At 63.6% G+C, this 17,169-nt stretch carries 15 protein-coding genes; 10 read left to right on the plus strand and 5 right to left on the minus strand.

Annotated elements, in window-relative coordinates; all coding sequences use genetic code 11:
- Positions 1-114: 114 nt before the first annotated feature.
- The 7 genes from PXK07_RS13625 (at position 115) to folP (ending at position 9,537) form a co-directional block, all read left to right on the plus strand.
- Positions 115-1,074, plus strand: a complete 960-nt coding sequence (locus PXK07_RS13625) for a glycine--tRNA ligase subunit alpha (RefSeq protein ID WP_274848879.1) — start codon at positions 115-117, stop codon at positions 1,072-1,074.
- Between the two features lie 14 nt (positions 1,075-1,088).
- Positions 1,089-1,610, plus strand: a complete 522-nt coding sequence (locus tag PXK07_RS13630; RefSeq protein WP_274848880.1) for a DUF6446 family protein — start codon at positions 1,089-1,091, stop codon at positions 1,608-1,610.
- Between the two features lie 100 nt (positions 1,611-1,710).
- Complete coding sequence (gene glyS / locus PXK07_RS13635) at positions 1,711-3,936, plus strand: glycine--tRNA ligase subunit beta (RefSeq protein WP_274848881.1); 2,226 nt, start codon at positions 1,711-1,713, stop codon at positions 3,934-3,936.
- A 165-nt stretch (positions 3,937-4,101) separates the two neighbouring features.
- Positions 4,102-6,666: a putative PEP-binding protein gene (locus tag PXK07_RS13640; protein ID WP_274848882.1), complete on the plus strand. Its 2,565-nt coding sequence runs from the start codon at positions 4,102-4,104 to the stop codon at positions 6,664-6,666.
- Positions 6,667-6,835: 169 nt separating this feature from the next.
- A complete protein-coding gene (locus PXK07_RS13645; protein WP_274848883.1) occupies positions 6,836-7,483 on the plus strand; it encodes a cell wall hydrolase in 648 nt (215 codons plus the stop codon).
- A 138-nt stretch (positions 7,484-7,621) separates the two neighbouring features.
- A complete protein-coding gene (locus PXK07_RS13650) occupies positions 7,622-8,542 on the plus strand; it encodes a dihydroneopterin aldolase (RefSeq protein ID WP_274848884.1) in 921 nt (306 codons plus the stop codon).
- Positions 8,539-9,537 carry a dihydropteroate synthase gene (gene folP, locus PXK07_RS13655; protein WP_274848885.1) on the plus strand — a complete coding sequence of 333 codons (999 nt, stop codon included), beginning with the start codon at positions 8,539-8,541 and terminating at the stop codon, positions 9,535-9,537. Before PXK07_RS13650 ends, folP begins: the two co-directional genes overlap by 4 nt.
- Here the strand turns inward: folP and PXK07_RS13660 are convergent.
- The 3 genes from PXK07_RS13660 to ilvC form a co-directional block, all read right to left on the minus strand.
- Positions 9,534-10,436 (minus strand): DMT family transporter, encoded by a 903-nt coding sequence (locus tag PXK07_RS13660; protein ID WP_274848886.1) that lies wholly within the window; start codon positions 10,434-10,436, stop codon positions 9,534-9,536. The genes folP and PXK07_RS13660 overlap by 4 nt on opposite strands.
- Before the next feature lie 87 nt (positions 10,437-10,523).
- Complete coding sequence (locus PXK07_RS13665; RefSeq protein ID WP_274848887.1) at positions 10,524-11,435, minus strand: DMT family transporter; 912 nt, start codon at positions 11,433-11,435, stop codon at positions 10,524-10,526.
- A gap of 99 nt (positions 11,436-11,534) precedes the next feature.
- Positions 11,535-12,557 carry a ketol-acid reductoisomerase gene (gene ilvC, locus PXK07_RS13670; protein ID WP_274848888.1) on the minus strand — a complete coding sequence of 341 codons (1,023 nt, stop codon included), beginning with the start codon at positions 12,555-12,557 and terminating at the stop codon, positions 11,535-11,537.
- Positions 12,558-12,687: 130 nt separating this feature from the next.
- Here ilvC and PXK07_RS13675 point away from each other — a divergent pair, with 130 nt between their 5' ends.
- On the plus strand, positions 12,688-13,143 hold the full coding sequence (locus PXK07_RS13675) for an Lrp/AsnC family transcriptional regulator (protein WP_274848889.1): 456 nt from the start codon (positions 12,688-12,690) through the stop codon (positions 13,141-13,143).
- On the plus strand, positions 13,140-13,601 hold the full coding sequence (locus tag PXK07_RS13680; protein ID WP_274848890.1) for an Lrp/AsnC family transcriptional regulator: 462 nt from the start codon (positions 13,140-13,142) through the stop codon (positions 13,599-13,601). The genes PXK07_RS13675 and PXK07_RS13680 overlap by 4 nt, the downstream gene beginning before the upstream one ends.
- A 10-nt stretch (positions 13,602-13,611) precedes the next feature.
- On the opposite strand, the gene PXK07_RS13685 is transcribed toward PXK07_RS13680, so the two are convergent.
- Positions 13,612-14,721 (minus strand): Hint domain-containing protein, encoded by a 1,110-nt coding sequence (locus PXK07_RS13685; RefSeq protein ID WP_274848891.1) that lies wholly within the window; start codon positions 14,719-14,721, stop codon positions 13,612-13,614.
- A 315-nt stretch (positions 14,722-15,036) separates the two neighbouring features.
- Between PXK07_RS13685 and PXK07_RS13690 the strand changes: the two genes are divergently transcribed.
- Positions 15,037-16,161, plus strand: a complete 1,125-nt coding sequence (locus PXK07_RS13690) for an aminotransferase class V-fold PLP-dependent enzyme (protein WP_274848892.1) — start codon at positions 15,037-15,039, stop codon at positions 16,159-16,161.
- A 28-nt stretch (positions 16,162-16,189) separates the two neighbouring features.
- Here the strand turns inward: PXK07_RS13690 and PXK07_RS13695 are convergent, their stop codons facing one another.
- Positions 16,190-17,152, minus strand: coding sequence for an alpha/beta fold hydrolase (locus PXK07_RS13695; RefSeq protein WP_274848893.1), 963 nt, complete (start codon positions 17,150-17,152; stop codon positions 16,190-16,192).
- Positions 17,153-17,169 lie beyond the last annotated feature (17 nt).

Genomic DNA, 17,169 nt, shown 5'->3' on the forward strand with positions numbered 1-17,169 from the left:
GGTCCGCCTGTGCCGGACATGCGGCACGACTAGCCGTTGACCATGGGCGGGGGCTTGCATAGGAAGAACACCGCATTTGCTGTCCTATCGAGATGTCCCAGAGAGGGATCTGACATGACCCAGACCACCAGCGGCGCTGCCGCCTCTTCCGCTCCTGCGGGCGCCCCGCGCTCTTTCCAGGAGATCATCCTGCGGCTTCAGGCCTATTGGGCATCCAAGGGCTGCGCCATCATGCAGCCCTATGACATGGAAGTGGGCGCGGGCACCTTTCACCCGGCCACGACCCTGCGCTCGCTGGGTTCGGCGCCCTGGGCCGCCGCCTATGTGCAGCCCTCGCGCCGCCCGACCGACGGGCGCTATGGTGAGAACCCGAACCGCTTGCAGCACTATTACCAGTATCAGGTGCTGATCAAACCGAGCCCGCCGAACCTGCAAGAGCTGTATCTTGGCAGCCTCGAAGCCATTGGCATCGACATGGAGCTGCACGACATCCGTTTCGTCGAGGACGACTGGGAAAGCCCGACCCTGGGTGCCTGGGGACTGGGCTGGGAGGTCTGGTGCGACGGTATGGAAGTCAGCCAGTTCACCTATTTCCAGCAGGTGGGCGGCCATGACTGCGCCCCGGTCTCCGGCGAGCTGACCTACGGGCTGGAACGTCTGGCGATGTATGTGCTGGGCATCGATCACGTGATGGACATGCCCTTCAACGATCCGGATGCGCCGATCCCGCTGACCTATGGCGATGTCTTCAAGCAGACCGAAGAGGAATACGCGCGCTGGAACTTCGATGTCGCCAACACCGAGGTGCTGCTGCGCCACTTTGAAGAGGCCGAACAGGAATGCACCCAGATCCTGTCGCAGGAGCATATCGATCCCAAGACTGGCAAGCGCATCATCATGGCGCACCCGGCCTATGACCAGTGCATCAAGGCCAGCCATATCTTCAACCTGCTGGATGCGCGCGGGGTGATTTCCGTCACCGAGCGTCAGGCCTATATCGGTCGTGTGCGGGCGCTGGCCAAGCAATGCGCCGACGCATTCGTGCAAACCGAAGCGGGCGGCCAGGCCGCCTGAGGGGGATAGATGCCATGCTGGGCAAGGTTCTTGCAATCATCCTGGGGATCTCGGCGCTGGTCGCCGGGGCCTCCATGTACTACCTGCAGGTCTATGGGTTCTACGAGGATGTGACGCTGCAGCCGGGGCGCGATGTGGTGCTGACACCGCTGGACGGCTCGGATCCGCGCCCGATCGCCTATGAGGGTTTTCAGGCGATCGATGCCGACAGCTCTCCGATCCGCTATAGGGCTTGTTTCACAACCCGTCTGACGCCGCAGGATCTGGCCCGGGAATACACCCTCTCCCAGCTGACCGCGCCGCGCAATGCGCCGGGCTGGTTCGACTGTTTCGATGCCGCTGCCCTGGGCGCCGCCTTGCAGGATGGCTCGGCAACCGCCTTCCTTTCGGTCAAGAACATCTCTTACGGGGTGGATCGGATCGTGGCGATCACCGACCAGGGCCAGGGCTTTGCCTGGCACGAGCTGAACAATTGCGGCAAGCAGACCTATGATGGCAGCGCCATCGTCACCGAAGCCTGCCCCGAACGGGATTGATGAAAAACCTGTCAGCCCGCCACCCGTTACTGTACTGACCGACTGAAGACTGTCTTGCGCCCCCCCAACCACACTGCGCAACTACCCCAGAGGACCTGGAATGCCCGACCTGCTGATTGAACTGTTTTCCGAGGAAATCCCGGCCCGCATGCAGGCGCGTGCGGCGGAGGATCTGAAAAAGCGGATGACCGACGGTCTGGTCGAGGCCGGTCTCACCTATGCGGCGGCCCATGCCCTGTCGACACCGCGCCGCCTGACCCTGGCGCTGGAGGGCCTGCTGGCCGAAAGCCCCACCATCCGGGAAGAGCGCAAAGGCCCCAAGGTCGGCGCGCCGGACAAGGCGGTCGAGGGCTTCCTGCGCGGTGCCGGGATTTCCCGCGATCAGCTGGAAGAGCGCGACACGCCCAAGGGCGCCGTCTACTTTGCCATGATCGAAAAGCCGGGCCGCCCGGCGGCGGAGATCATCGCCGAGGTTCTGGAAACAACGATCCGCAATTTCCCCTGGCCGAAATCCATGCGCTGGGGGGCTGGATCCTTGCGCTGGGTGCGTCCCTTGCAATCGATCCTCTGCATCCTGTCGGATGAAGCGGGCGCCGAAGTCGTGCCCTTTGAAATCGATGGCCTGACGGCAGGCGACACCACGCAAGGCCATCGCTTCATGGCGCCGGGTGCCTTTGTGGTCAGCTCATTCGAGGATTACAGTGTCAAGCTGAAGCGTGCCCATGTGATCCTGGATCCGGCGGAACGCGCCGATGCGATCTGGCATGACGCCACCAACCAGGCCTTTGCCGCAGGGCTTGAAGTGGTCGAGGACAAGGGCCTTCTGGCCGAGGTCGCGGGCCTGGTGGAATGGCCGGTGGTGCTGATGGGCAAGATCGATGACGATTTCCTGGGCCTGCCGCCCGAGGTGCTGCAGACCTCGATGAAGGAGCATCAGAAGTTCTTCTCGGTGCGCAATCCCAAGACAGGACGGATCGAAGGCTTCATCACCGTTGCCAACCGCGAGACCGCCGATCACGGCGCCACCATTCTGGCAGGCAACCAGAAGGTGCTGTCGGCGCGTCTGGCCGATGCGAAGTTCTTCTGGGAGAACGACCTGCGCATCGCCAAGGCGGGCATGAGCAGCTGGACCGAGGCGCTGGCGAATGTGACCTTCCACAACAAGCTGGGCACCCAGGCCGAGCGGATCGAACGTATCGCCGCGCTGGCGCGCGAGCTGGCGCCGGTGATGGGCGCCGATGCGGATCTGGCCGAGCAGGCCGCGCGTGTGGCCAAGGCGGATCTCTCGTCCGAAATGGTCTATGAGTTCCCCGAGCTGCAGGGCCTGATGGGCCGCTACTACGCCGAGGCCGCTGGTCTGCCGCAGGACGTTGCGAACGCCTGCCAGCAGCATTACTCGCCGCTCGGGCCCTCGGACGATGTGCCGACCGAGGCGCTTTCGGTCGTGGTCGCCCTGGCCGACAAGCTGGACACGCTGACCGGCTTCTGGGCCATCGACGAAAAACCGACCGGTTCGAAGGATCCCTTTGCGCTGCGCCGTGCCGCGCTGGGGGTGATCCGTCTGGTGTTGGAAAACGATATCCGCACGCCCTTGGATCAGCATATCGATGCGCATCTGCTGCGGCACGAGCTGGCGCAGAACGGTGATGATGCGGTGTCGGCAGGGCTGATGAAGGACATGATCGAGGAGATTGCCGACCACGGTGTCTTTGGCTCGGCCGTGCGTACGGTTCTGGATGCCTTCGATGGGGATCTGCCCAAGCATATGGAAGAGCTGAAGGAGAGCCTGCCGGATGTGTCGCGCGATCTCCTGGGCTTCTTCCATGACCGCCTGAAGGTCTTCCTGCGCGATCAGGGCATCCGTCACGATGTGATCGACGCCTGTATCGCCATGGCAGGCAATGACGATCTGACCCTGCTGGTGAAACGCGCCCGCGCGCTGGAGGCCTTCCTGACGACCGAAGACGGGGAAAACCTGCTGCAGGGCTTCAAGCGCGCCAACAACATCCTGTCCCAGGCCGAGGAAAAGGACGGGGTGGAGTATTCCTTTGGGGCCGACAAGAAATTCGCCGAGGACGAGAGCGAAAACGCGCTGTTCGATGCGCTGGAACTGGGCGAGGGGGCGATCTCCTCGGCCATCGAGGCCGAGGATTTCGCGGCCGCCATGGGCGGCATGGCCGCATTGCGGCAACCGATCGACGCCTTCTTCGAGGCGGTGCAGGTCAACTCCGACAACGAGATCGTGCGTCGCAACCGGCTGAACCTGCTGGGCCAGATTCGCAAGGTCTGCGGCCAGGTGGCGGATCTGACCCGGCTGGAGGGCTGAGCCCGGCGCATCGCGCCAAGGCAGTGAGATGAAACGCCGCGTCCCGAGCGCGGCGTTTTTTCTTGGAATGACGGCGCGCCGCCGCTTCCCCCTTGCAGGAGCGCCAAGGGGGCTTATGCTGCAGGGCGCGGCAGGTGCCGCAGTGCAGAAAGTTCAGGATAGACCATGCCCGATGCGCCCCTGGCCACGCTGATCACCCCGGCAGCTCCGATTGCAACCTCCAGTCATGGCGGGCGGGCCAAGTGCCTGCAGCGGCTGGTGCGGCTGGATCTGCCGGTACCGCGCACGGTCGCGCTCTCCTTTGATGCGGTGCATGAAATCGCCAGTGGCGACATGCCGGATATCGACAAGATCCTGGCGAGTTTTCCCGCCGATGCGCTGCTCTGCGTGCGCCCCTCCTCCGAGGATCCCGATTGGGGCGGTCCCGGTGCGATCCTCAATATCGGTATGAACCAGGATCGCTGCAAGGAACTTTGCGCGCGCCTGGGCGAGGAGGCGGCCGCGGGTTTGTACCTGCGTTTCGTGCAATCCTACGCCGTGCATGTGGCGCGGCTTGACCCGGATGCCTTTGACGATGTGGAGGATGGCGGCCCTGACGCCCTGCGCGAAACGCTGCAGGCCTATGAGGCGGAAACCGACGAACCTTTCCCGCAGGATCCGGCCGAGCAACTGGCGGCGGTGCTGCGCTCCATGGCACGCGCCTGGGAGGGGACCTCGGCGCGGCTGTTGCGACAGGCCAAGGGAGCCCCGGCCGATGCGGGGCTTGGCCTAGTGGTACAGGAGATGATCCCCGGCCTGGGACAGGGCGAATGCGGATCCGGCGTTTTGCAACTGGTGGAGCCAAAGACCGGCAAGCCGCAGTTGACCGGGCGCTACCTGAGCCAGTCTCAGGGACGCGAGGCGCTGGGCGATGGCGCCGGGGCCTTGTTCCTGGAAAAGGACGCGCGCGGTCCCTCGCTGGAGGAACTGGCGCCGACGGCCTTTGCGGAGCTCAAAACCCATGCCCAGCTGATGCGGCGGCGCCTGCGCGAAGAGATGCAGGTGGAATTCGTGATCCAGGACGATACCGTTCATATTCTGGATGGGGTGCGGGTGGCGCGCTCGGCCCAGGCGGCGGTGCGCATTGCCGTGGCGCTGGCGCAGGATGGGATCATCCCTGCGCATGAGGCGGTGATGCGGGTCGATGCCCATGCCATGAACGAGCTGTTGCACAGGCAGGTGGCCCCGGACGCAAAGCGGGACGTGATCGGTTCGGGGATCGCCGCCAGCCCCGGCGCGGCCACTGGCGCCCTGGTCTTTACCGCCGCCGAGGCCCAGGCCAGCGCGGCGCGGGGCGAGCCCTGCATCCTGGTGCGGCGCGAAACCTCTCCCGAAGATGTGCGCGGCATGCATGCGGCGGTTGGTGTTCTGACCGAACGGGGCGGCATGACCAGCCATGCGGCGGTGATCGGACGCGGTTTGGGCGTGCCCTGTATCGTCGGTGCCTCGAACATGAAATTCCCTCCGAAAATCAAGAAACTGATTGCCCAGGACGGTCGGGTCTTCTCGGCGGGCGATCTGGTGACCATCGATGGCAGCAGCGGCCAGGTTCTGGCCGGAGAGCCGGAAATGCTGGAGGCGGCACAGGACGATGCCTTCCAGACCCTGTTGACCTGGGCGGACGAGGCGCGGGACATGGGCATTCGCGCCAATGCGGACACACCTGCCGACGCCCAGACCGCCCGCAATTTCAAGGCCGAGGGCATCGGGCTGTGCCGCACCGAGCACATGTTCTTCGATCCGGGCCGCCTGACCATGATGCGCGAGATGATCTTCGCCGAAACCTCGGCCGGGCGCGCGGCGGTTCTGGCGCGGCTCTTGCCGATGCAGCGCAAGGATTTCCGGGAGTTGTTCCGCATCATGGAGGGGCTGCCGGTCTGTATCCGCCTGTTTGATCCGCCCTTGCATGAATTCCTTCCCACCACGACCTCGGGTCAGCGTGAACTCTCCGAGGCGCTGGGTATTCCGGTCAGCGATGTCACCCGGCGGGTCGAGGAGATGGAAGAATACAACCCCATGCTGGGCCTGCGCGGCGTGCGGCTGGGGGTGACCGTGCCGGAAATCTACGATATGCAGGCCCGCGCCATCTTCGAGGCCACGCTGGAAGCCTCGAAGGAGGGCGCGCCGGTGGTGCCCGAGATCATGATCCCGCTGGTTTCGGCCAAGCGCGAGGTCGAGCTGGTCAAGGCGCGCATAGATGCGGTGGCCTCGGCGGTCAGCGCCGAGCGTGGGCAAAGGTTCGATTACCGTCTTGGTGTCATGGTCGAAACGCCGCGCGCCGCCCTCAGGGCCGAAGAGATTGCACCGCACACGGCCTTCCTCAGCTTCGGGACCAACGACCTCACCCAGATGACCTACGGTCTGTCGCGTGACGATGCCGGGCGGTTCATGTCCAACTACGTGCAGCAGGGGGTCTTTCCCGAGGATCCATTCCATGTGCTGGACGTGGATGGCGTGGGAGAGCTCCTGAAACTGGGGGTGCAACGGGGGCGAGCAGGGCGGGCCGATATCACGCTTTCGATCTGCGGCGAACATGGTGGCAACCCCGAATCGATTGCCTTTTGCCGGGAGGCGGGCTTTGACTACGTGTCCTGTTCGCCGTTCCGGGTTCCGGTCGTGCGCCTGGCCGCAGCTCAGCTGGCGATTGGTGAAAAGATCGGAAAAGCCGCTCCAACCTACGCAAAAATTTAACGAATTCCTCGTTTATCGACGCCCAAGAGGCGACACCTCTAGGCCGGTTGCCGCCGTAGGGGCTGGACCAATCTTCCGTATAGGTGGACGATAGGCTCAGTATCCGTTAAGTGCTGCGACCGCGCATTCTGGGGAGGCCGCGCGCAAGCTGACAAACGAGGATCTGTAGATGAAACTCCTGACGCTGGCTGCCACTCTGGCTGCCCTGACGGTCACAACACCCGTCGCCCAGGCCGAGACCGGGCTGAATTCCCTGTTCAAACGCGAGCAATCCGCCCTGAATACCGTTCCCGAACGCCGGTTGAGCGGCTTGTTCGGCTTCAAACGCAGACAGTCCGACGCATCGGCGAAAGACGTTAAGTTTACCCGCGACTGGCTGGATGCCCAGCCCAAGGCAAAGGGCGGTGAGCAATTCGCCTGCCTGGCCGAGGCGCTCTACTTCGAAGCGCGTGGCGAGACCGTCAAGGGGCAGTTCGCCGTGGCCGAAGTGATCCGCAACCGGGTCAATGCGGGCCAGTTTCCCGGCAGCTACTGCGGGGTGATCAACCAGGGCACCGGGCGCCGCTACCAGTGCCAGTTCACCTATACCTGCGATGGTCGTGAAGAAGTCATCCACGAACAACGCGCCTATGAGCGGGTCGCCAAGGTGGCACGCCTGGTTCTGGACGGGGTGGATACCGGCCTGACCGAGGGGGCGACCTATTATCACACCACCGCTGTGCGCCCGCGCTGGAGCAACCACTTTACCAAGACCGCGCGGATCGGGGTGCATCTGTTCTACCGCGACGACCGCTATCGCACCGCGTCGAACGATTAACCGCATCTGATACCGGCACGCGACCCGAAAGGCGTTTTCGCGTGCTGGTGCGGCGCAAGCGGGCCTGATATGGACGGAGCAGCAAAGGTAAGGGTGTAACACCGACCCTGTTACACCGCCAGACAAAGGCCCGCAGCCATGCCCTCAGAGATCCGTCTCGCTTTTGAACACCCCTCGGAACGCTCCATCGCGACAGCACCCGGTGGCCCGCTGGACAGGATCTCCCTGCGCGACCATCTGGTCGAGGTTGAGATCGGCGCCTTTCAGGCCGAGCGCGGTACGACGCAACGGATCTGCTTCAACGTGGTGGTGGAGGTGGCACCGCTGCCTGCGGATCTGGATGACGACGTGGATCGGATCCTGTCTTACGACAAGGTGACCGAGGCGATCGCCTACGAACTGGCGGCGGAACGGCTGAACCTGCTGGAAACGCTTGCGGAACGGGTGGCTGAGCGGATCCTGTTGGAGCCGCAGGCGATCCGGGCCTTCGTGCGGATCGAAAAGCTGGACCGTGGCCCCGGCGCGCTGGGGGTGGAGATCGTGCGCTCCAAGGACCAGGTCAGCCATGTGGTCGCGGCGGAAGAGGTGCTGCATCCGCGCCTGATGTATCTTTCGAATGCGGCCATCGACAGCGACAACCTGACCGGCTGGATCGATCAGATGGAGTGCCGCCAGCGCCCGCTGATCCTCTGTGTCGGGGCGCATGACCTGGAGGTGCCGCAGACCGGTCACAAGATGACCCAGCGCCGGATCGACCTGCTTGCGATTGAACAGAACGCCTGGCGCCTTGCGGCCAGGGATCATCGCTGCAAGGTGGTCGCGACCCGGACCGAGCTGGACTGGGCGATGAAGAATGGTCAGATCTGCGTCTGGGCGCCCTCCAAGATCGTGCTGGACGCGGTGGATGGGCCCTCTGCCGCGCCGTCGGATGCGGTTGCGCTGGCCGCCTGGTTCGCGGCAACATTCGAGGCGGAAGAGATGATCGTGATCGGTGCAGAGCTGCCTGCAGAACGGCAGGTCACCTTGCGCGCCGTGGATGTGGAGCAAGACAGGCTTTGATGTATTACCGCCCCATTGTGCAGCACGGTGAAACCCGCCCCGAGGGTGCTGTGCCGCTGGCGGGCAGGTCTTCCTTGTGGTTTTCCGACGTCGAGCTTCTGAGCCGCGATGGCCCGCCGCGCCTGATGCCGGCCGGGTTGATCCCGGAAGAGGTGCGCCACCGCCTGAGCTTTCGCCGCGCCGCCATTGCCGGGCTGGACATGACGCAGCCGCAGGTCATGGGCATTCTCAATGTGACGCCCGACAGTTTTTCCGACGGTGGCCGCCATGCCGGTGCAGAGGCCGCCTGTGCTGCCGCCATGCGTATGGTGGAAGACGGCGCCAGCATCATCGACGTGGGCGGTGAATCCACACGGCCCGGCGCAGATTTCATCCCCGAAGAAGAAGAGATCGCCCGCACGGTGCCTGCGATCGAGGCGATCCGCGCGGCCTCCGCGGTGGCGATCTCCATCGACACCCGCAAGGCCCAGGTCGCGGTGGAAACGCTGGAGGCGGGGGCGGGGCTGATCAACGATGTATCCGGCTTCACCTTCGATGCCGCCCTGGCACCGGTGGCGGCGCAGGCGGGGGTGCCGGTCTGCGTGATGCATGCCCAGGGCGACCCCGCCACCATGCAGGCGGATCCCAGCTACGACAACGTCCTGCTGGATGTCTATGATTTCCTCGCCCAGCAGGTGGACCGGCTGGAGGCGATTGGTGTCCTGCGCGATCGGATCGTGGTGGATCCGGGTATCGGTTTCGGCAAGACGATGGAGCATAACCTGACGCTTCTGCGCGGGCTCAGCCTGTTTCACGGGCTGGGCTGTCCGATCCTTCTGGGCGTGTCGCGTAAGGGTTTCATCGGCAAGATCGGCGGCGCGGCGCAGGCGGATCAGCGCGCGCCCGGGTCGATCGCTGTTGGCCTTGCCGGGCTGGCGCAGGGCGTTCAGATCCTGCGGGTGCATGATGTCGCCGAAACCGTGCAGGCCGTGCGGCTGTGGCAGGCGGTGCGCTAGGCGCGGGAAAAGAGCCGTCTCAGGGCACCCCACTGGCTGATGCAGAGGCCGCTGAGGATCAGTGCCATCGCCAAGAGCAGGGAGGCGGGCAGGGCCTCGCCCAGGAACACCGCGCCGATGAGCACGGACCAGACCGGCACCTGGTAATTGGTCAGCGTCATGAAGGTGGGGCCGGCCTCGCGCACGACGATGACCCTCAGGAAATTGGCCGCCGCCGTTGGGATCAGGCCCAGAAACGCGATGATCGCAAGGGTCTGACCGTCGGGCATGACCGGCGGACCTTCAAGGATCCAGGCGGTCGGCACGATGATGACGCTGCCGATCACCAAGAGGATCGCGGCAAGACCCACCGGATCTACCGGTGGCAGGCGGCGGGTGAGGATCGAACTGACCGCATAGCAGGCGGCTGCGGAGAGGCAGGCGAGGCGGCCCAGGAACTCGAGCTCGGAATTGCTGCTTTCAAAGGCCTTGCTGCCGATGAGCAGGGCAACACCGACAAAGCCGATCACAAAGCCGATCAGCCGCCGCAGGATCATGCGCTCTCCGGGGACAAAGACATGCGCCAGGGGCAGAACAAACAGCGGGATGGCCGCCATGCTGAGACCGGTGAACCCGGCCGAGACATATTGTTGCCCCCAGTTGATCAGCATGAAGGGCAGCGCCGAGCTGGCAATCCCGATGAACAGCACGGCGGGCCAGTTGCTGCGCTCCCTAAACAGCCTGTCGCCGCGCCAGGCCCAAATCGCACACAGCAAAACTGCGGCAAAGCCAATGCGGCCCGCCGCCAGCCAGAAGGGGGTAATGCCGTCCAGGGCCACTTTGATCAGGGGGAAGGTGCCGCCCCAGACCAGCCCGAGGGTGGCAATCATCGCCCAGTATTTTCCCATCCGCTCTGGCATTGTGCTATGTCCTTCCTAGCCTGCAAGTGACCCTTCAGCGGAGCAAGGTCAATTGGAAAGGTGTCGCCCGCGGTCGAAAGGGCGCTGTCAGCTGATTTGTCGGCGGGTCGGGACGCGGCTCAGCAGCAGGCCGCCGAGGATCAGCAACAGCGCGGCAAACAGCTGCGGTGGCAGGGTCTCGTTCAGCAGCAGGGCGCCAAACAGCACCGACCAGATCGGCACCTGGTAGTTCACCGTGGACAGGAAGGCCGGTCCGGCGCTGCGGGCGATCTGCACCAGCAGGACCTGGGCCAGCGCAGTGGGCAGCAGGCCGAGGTAGAGAATGGCCAGGGCCGGTCGGGTCTCTGGCATCTGTGGCAGGCCTTCCCACAGCAGCGCGGCTGGCACGATCATCGCGGCGGCACAGATCAGGGCGGCGGCAGAGAGCGAGAGCATGTTCACGGAAGGGGCAAGTCGGGTTATGATGGAGCCGATCGCGTAGCACAGCGCGGCGCCAAGGCAGGCAAGGCGGGCAAGGGATTCGAAATCACTTCCGGCACTGGTCAGCGCCTCCAGCCCGATCAGCACCAGAACGCCCGCAAACCCGGTCAGAAACCCGATGCTGCGGCGCAGGGTCATGGTTTCACCGGGCACCAGAACATGCGCCAAGGGCAGCACGAAGAGCGGCACCACCGCCATGCAGACCCCGGCAAAACCGCTGGCCACATAGGTCTGCCCCCAACTGAGGAGGGCAAAGGGCACCGCGTTGCTGAACATCCCCATGCCCAGGGCCGAGAGCCAGATCAGCCGTCCGTTGCGGGTGTGCAGTGGCGGCAGGCGCAGGCCCATCAGGCGCAGGATTGCCAACAGGCTGAACGCACCGATTGCGATCCGCACGGCCGCAAGCGTCAAGGGGCCGACCCCGTGCAGGGCGACCGAGACCGCCATGAAGGAGCCGCCCCAGATCATGCCGAGGAACAGGAGCTTGATCCAATTTACGGCGCTGGGCGTCTCTGGCATCGGCGATCTCCAACAGAAGAAAGGGCGCCCCGATCTTCTGGGACGCCCGTGCAGAGGAATAAGGCGGCGGGCCAGGCCCGCCAAGCCGCAAATGGCGCCTTAGTTCTTTTCTTTGTCGACCAGCTTGCCGGCCGAGATCCAGGGCATCATGTCGCGCAGTTTCTTGCCGACCTGCTCGATCTGGTGCTCGTCGTTGTGACGACGCGCTGCCTTGATGGTGGGCTGGCCCACGGCGTTCTCCAGCATGAAGTCGCGCACGAACTTGCCGGTCTGGATGTCCGACAGGGTTTCCTTCATCGCCTTCTTGGTCTGCTCGTAGGGCAGGATGCGCGGGCCGGTGACATACTGGCCATACTCGGCGGTGTTGGAGATCGAGTAGTCCATGTTGGCAATGCCGCCTTCATAGATCAGGTCCACGATCAGCTTGGTTTCGTGCAGACACTCGAAATAGGCCATTTCGGGCGCGTAGCCTGCTTCAACCAGGGTCTCAAAGCCGCAGCGGATCAGCTCGACGATGCCGCCACACAGAACCGCCTGCTCACCGAAGAGGTCGGTTTCGCATTCTTCCCGGAAGTTGGTCTCGATGATGCCCGAGCGGCCGCCACCGATGGCGGAGCAATAGGACAGGCCGATTTCCAGCGCCTTGCCGGTTGCGTCGGTGTCAACGGCCACCAGGCAGGGCACGCCGCCGCCTTTGGTGTATTCGCCGCGCACGGTGTGGCCGGGGCCTTTGGGGGCCATCATGATGACGTCGACGCCTTCTTTGGGCTCGATCAGGCCGAAGTGCACGTTCAGGCCGTGGGCGAATGCAATCGCGGCACCGGGCTTGATGTTGTCGTGGACGTATTTCTTATAGGTCTCTGCCTGCAATTCGTCGGGCATGGTGAACATGATGACGTCGCACCAGGCTGCCGCTTCGGCAATACCCATCACCTGCAGACCTTCGGCTTCGGCTTTCTTGGCCGAGGCAGAGCCTTCACGCAGGGCAACGACAAGGTTCTTGGCGCCGCTGTCGCGCAGGTTCAGGGCGTGGGCGTGGCCTTGCGAGCCGTAGCCCAGGATCGCCACTTTCTTGTCCTTGATCAGGTTCACATCGCAGTCGCGGTCATAGTAAACGCGCATGTCAAAATCCTCCGGTTGACGTTTGAAGGTGAGCATAAGGCGGCGACCGGGAATTACGATGGAGATTGGCGCATTGTTTGCTGAATAATTGCAATAGTCATTCGCATATTAGTGAGATAATGAAGAATTCATGCTTGATGATCTAGACCGGCGCATTCTGCGCCACATGCAAAGCGAGCCGGAGCAATCGATTCCGGACCTGGCCGATCGGCTGGGGCTGACCTCCTCGCGCCTGTCGCGGCGGCTGGAGAAGCTGCGCGAGGCGGGCGTGATCCTCGGTCAGCGGGCGGTGATCGACTGGCGCGCGCTGGGTTATGCGGTTGAGGTCTCGCTCAGGGTGACACTGGACAAGACCAACCCGCGCGCCTTTGACGAGTTCATCGAGGCCGCGCGCCAGATCCCCGAGGTGCTGGAGATCCAGACCTTCCTTGGCCAGGTCGATGTGCGCCTTTCGGTGATTGCCCGCGATATGCCGCATTATCAGCAGATCTACCGCGCCCAGATCCTGACCCTGCCGCATATGACGGATATCGAGGCGCTGATGCATGTGGCGCGGATCAAGTCGAATGACAGCCTGCCGCTATGAACCGTGCTGATCTGGACGACATGGATTTCGCCATCCTGCGCGCCCTGGCTCAGGATGCCACCCGATCCGCCGGGGCGCTGGGGCGCGAGCTTGGCCTCAGTCAGCCCGCCACCTGGCGCCGCATCCGCCGTTTGCAGGAGGCGGGCATTCTGGCAGGCCGCCGGCTGGATCTGGACAGCAAGGCGCTGGGTTTTGGCGTGACGGTGTTTCTGGGCATCAAGCTGGCCACAAAGGGGCGGGTCAGCCTGGAGGATTTCGAACGCGCCGTCTCGGCCATCCCCGAGGTGCAGACCGTGGAGCATGTCTTGGGCATGTACGACTACCGCCTGCGGGTCACAGCGCGTGACATCGCCGATTTCGAACGGGTCTTGCGCCGCCGGATCATGACCCTGCCGGGCGTGGGCAACGTGGACGCCAATGTGCTCCTGTCCGAGGAACGGCGGCCCGGGCCGATCTGAACGACCGGGCCTAATGCGTAAGAAGCGTTGCCTCGTGTTGGCGCAGGCAAGGACGCGCGGCTATGGGCGATGACGGGAGTGCCAGGGCGTCGCGTCCGGCAAGCGGGTGCAGCTTGGCAGGATCAGGCAGCAGGCTTTCGCAGGGGACGCCATTGGCGAACAGGATCTCGTGCCGGGCCAGCATCAGGTGATGATAGTGCACCAGGCCGGTATCCCACTGGTTGACCCCGCTCTGATGGGTCAGGAACTTGGCCGCAACCATGCATTCCGAGGTGCCAAACAGCAATTCCGCCGCATGGGAGCGCCGAAGCAGCTTGTGATTGGGTGATAGCGTCAGCGACGCATGATTGCACAGAGCCCCCTTTTCAAAGGTGACGGGGGCATTGCTCCCTGTCCCGATGACACTGCGGCATCCCGCCCAAAGCACCGGTTGTGCGCCATTGTCCAGGGTGAGGACCTTATCCCCGGGCCTGATGGTTTCAATCGGACGCTCCCCGACCGGGGTGGCGATCAGGGTGCCCCGGGCAAAGCAGACCGGCGGAGCTGCGAAAGCCGGGCCAAGATAGTCACCGACATAGAACAACCCGTCTCCGGTTTCGTGGCTATCCGCCGTGTCGCTGTCGTAGTTGAGGTCGATGTCCTGCACATGATCGAGGGTAACGGGAGCGCCGCCGTTTGTGCCGATATCCGTTTCGGGAGCTACCGTAAGGGTGCTGCCGATCCAGGTGCCGCCATCTACGGGCTGAAGAACATTGGCGTTGAACTTCAGGTAGCCATCGCCCAATCCGCTGAGATCCGACTGCACCGTTGCAGTCTGGCCCGGATTCTGCGGTGCGTAGTTGTATTTCACCAGCGTGTTGTCGCCAGTATCCAGCCAAGTCTGGTAGTCCTGAACACTGTCAAACACCGTCAGGTCAGACACTGCGCTGCCGTTGCCGATCTGCCCATCCGCCGTCATGTTCTGGACGGAAATCACGACAACGTCATCGGCTTCGAAGATCTGCGTTCCGCCGGAAATGGTCGCTTCACCCAGACCGTTGGAACCGCCGGAACTGTTGGTGCTGATGCCGACGCCTTCGGCGACATCTGAGCCAAGAACCGTAAAAATTCCAGTCGACACGGCAGGCGAACCTTTTAACGCAAAATCAGGCGGACCCGCTGACTATGCCTGATAGTTTCGAACAATTGATTAAAAGGTCGCTGCCTGATTGGCTATGCTGCGACGATCAGCTGACAATATGGGCGGCGGATTGGGGCCGATTGGAAACAGGTGCGCATGGTTTCCAGCCGATGTTCCACTCATGCGCTCTGTGATCCGGTTGCATATGGCGCGATATAGTCTGCAAAGGCTTTCGCCCCTGTATGCCAAAGTAGACTTTGCCAAAGGCAAAGCCGGGCGTTAGCGATAGACCGCGTGACAGAAGGAGGATCACCGATGGCATTGCTCGATACCGTGGACCCGCAGGGGCTCGAAGAATTCTCGGTGGTTTTCACCGACCGTTCGCTCAACCATATGTCCAAGACCTTCCAGCAGGTGATGCGGGATATCAGCGACATGCTGAAAGAGGTCTATAGTGCCGAAGCCGTCGCCCTAGTGCCCGGTGGCGGCACCTTCGCGATGGAGGCGGTCGCCCGCCAGTTCGCCCGCGGCGCAAACGCGCTGGTGGTGCGCAATGGCTGGTTCTCCTATCGCTGGAGCCAGATTTTTGAGACCGGCGGCTTTACCGCCTCGACCACGGTGATGAAGGCGCGCCAGACCGGCAACAGCGCGCCCGCACCCTTTGCCCCGGCCCCGATCGAGGATGTGGTCGCCGCCATTCGCGAGCAGAAACCCGATATCGTCTTTGCGCCCCATGTGGAAACCGCGGCCGGGGTGATCCTGCCCGATGATTACGTCACTGCCATGGCTGCCGCCGCCCATGAGGTTGGGGCGCTGATGGTTCTGGATTGCATCGCTTCGGGCTGTGCCTGGGTCGATATGAAGGCCACGGGCGTCGATGTGTTGATCTCGGCCCCGCAAAAGGGCTGGAGCGCCTCTCCCTCTGCAGGCCTGGTGATGTTCTCCGAGGCCGCGCTGAAGCGGCTGGAGGACACCACATCGGATAGCTTCGCCATCAACCTGAAACAGTGGCGCATGATCATGAAGGCCTATGAGGACGGCGGCCATGCCTATCATGCCACCATGCCGACGGACGCCCTGCGCGCCTTCCGCGATACCATGCTGGAAACCCGCGACTATGGCTTTGACCGGTTGCGGGATGCGCAATGGCAGCTGGGTGATGGGGTGCGTGCCTATCTCAAGGGCAAGGGCATCACCTCTGTGGCTGCCGATGGGTTCGGCGCGCCGGGGGTTGTGGTGAGCTATACCAGTGACCCCGAAATCCAGAACGGCAAGAAATTCGCAGCTCTTGGCATGCAGATTGCCGCCGGTGTGCCGCTGCAATGCGATGAGCCCGAAGGCTTCAGCACCTTCCGTCTGGGGCTGTTCGGTCTGGATAAGCTCTATGACGTGGAGGCCACGCTGAAGCGTCTGACCGGGGTTCTGGATCAGGTGCTCTGAACGAACACCAAGGTCAGCCTGCCGGGCATCACTTCGGCAGGCTGGCCACCGTTGCCCGGATGAACTCTTCACACAAGGCCGGTTGAGTGATCGGCAGCATATGCCCAAGGCCGGGCTCGATCCGGCACCTGAGGCCATAGGCCTCCATTCTGCGGCCCTGTTCTTCGGCATTCAGCACGGTGTCGTCGGCGCCGAACAGCACGCCACCCGGCGTGCGCAGATCGCGGGCATAGCGGCGGGCCTGTTCCGTGATTGCCTGATCGATCATGGTTGCATCGGCGGAGGCTGTTATGAAGCTTTGCGGTCGCAGCCCCAGCACGCCGCCCGCGCGGTCGAGAAAATCGTCAGGGCAGGCCTCGGGCGCGAAGATCTGCGTCAGCATCGTCTCGGCGGTGCGTTTTGCGGCCGGGATCGCCACCGTGTTCGCCATCAGGCGCCGCATCATCGGCGAATTCACGATCAGCCCCTTGAAGACATCGGGACCTCCCGCAACGGAATGCGTCACGGGCGCAAGCAGGGCCAGGCCGCGTACTTTCTCCGGCGCGGCCAGCGCCATGGCAAGGGAGACGGCCCCGCCCAGGGAATGACCGACAAGAACCGGACCCTTGATCCCCTTGGCATCCAGCAGGTTCTGGATCATCTCCGCCTGTGCGGGCAGGCGCGCGAGCGTGTCGCTGTTGCGTGTGGAGTATCCGCAGCCGGGGCGATCCAGCGCAATCACGCGGAAATCCGTCGCCAGCCGATGGGCCAGGGCATAGGTGAAATGTTGCAGCTGCCCGGCCAGCCCGTGGATCAGCACCAGCGGCTGGGCATCTGGTTGTCCCATCTCTACGTAATGCAGCCTGCCGTGAGGGGTCTGGTGAAACTGGCCGACAGGGGGCACCAGGGCTTCGGCCTCTCGCGCCATGCGGCGGGTGCTGAGATGGGTCGCTCCCAACAGGGCGGCAGGCAGGGCAAGGGCTGCAAGGGAGATCGCGTTAAGGACCGGCATTGAAATATCCTTTGGTA

Origin of the sequence: Phaeobacter sp. QD34_24, from assembly GCF_028890115.1 — a bacterium.
In the GTDB taxonomy this organism is placed as follows: Bacteria; Pseudomonadota; Alphaproteobacteria; order Rhodobacterales; family Rhodobacteraceae; genus Phycobacter.

What these genes read in the sequence shown, in the direction of transcription:
- PXK07_RS13625 (WP_274848879.1), top strand. Translation starts at nt 115, where the DNA reads ATGACCCAGACCACCAGCGGCGCTGCCGCCTCTTCCGCTCCTGCGGGC.
- PXK07_RS13630 (WP_274848880.1), top strand. Translation starts at nt 1,089, where the DNA reads ATGCTGGGCAAGGTTCTTGCAATCATCCTGGGGATCTCGGCGCTGGTC.
- glyS (WP_274848881.1), top strand. Translation starts at nt 1,711, where the DNA reads ATGCCCGACCTGCTGATTGAACTGTTTTCCGAGGAAATCCCGGCCCGC.
- PXK07_RS13640 (WP_274848882.1), top strand. Translation starts at nt 4,102, where the DNA reads ATGCCCGATGCGCCCCTGGCCACGCTGATCACCCCGGCAGCTCCGATT.
- PXK07_RS13645 (WP_274848883.1), top strand. Translation starts at nt 6,836, where the DNA reads ATGAAACTCCTGACGCTGGCTGCCACTCTGGCTGCCCTGACGGTCACA.
- PXK07_RS13650 (WP_274848884.1), top strand. Translation starts at nt 7,622, where the DNA reads ATGCCCTCAGAGATCCGTCTCGCTTTTGAACACCCCTCGGAACGCTCC.
- PXK07_RS13660 (WP_274848886.1), bottom strand. Translation starts at nt 10,436, where the DNA reads ATGCCAGAGCGGATGGGAAAATACTGGGCGATGATTGCCACCCTCGGG.
- PXK07_RS13665 (WP_274848887.1), bottom strand. Translation starts at nt 11,435, where the DNA reads ATGCCAGAGACGCCCAGCGCCGTAAATTGGATCAAGCTCCTGTTCCTC.
- ilvC (WP_274848888.1), bottom strand. Translation starts at nt 12,557, where the DNA reads ATGCGCGTTTACTATGACCGCGACTGCGATGTGAACCTGATCAAGGAC.
- PXK07_RS13675 (WP_274848889.1), top strand. Translation starts at nt 12,688, where the DNA reads ATGCTTGATGATCTAGACCGGCGCATTCTGCGCCACATGCAAAGCGAG.
- PXK07_RS13680 (WP_274848890.1), top strand. Translation starts at nt 13,140, where the DNA reads ATGAACCGTGCTGATCTGGACGACATGGATTTCGCCATCCTGCGCGCC.
- PXK07_RS13690 (WP_274848892.1), top strand. Translation starts at nt 15,037, where the DNA reads ATGGCATTGCTCGATACCGTGGACCCGCAGGGGCTCGAAGAATTCTCG.
- PXK07_RS13695 (WP_274848893.1), bottom strand. Translation starts at nt 17,152, where the DNA reads ATGCCGGTCCTTAACGCGATCTCCCTTGCAGCCCTTGCCCTGCCTGCC.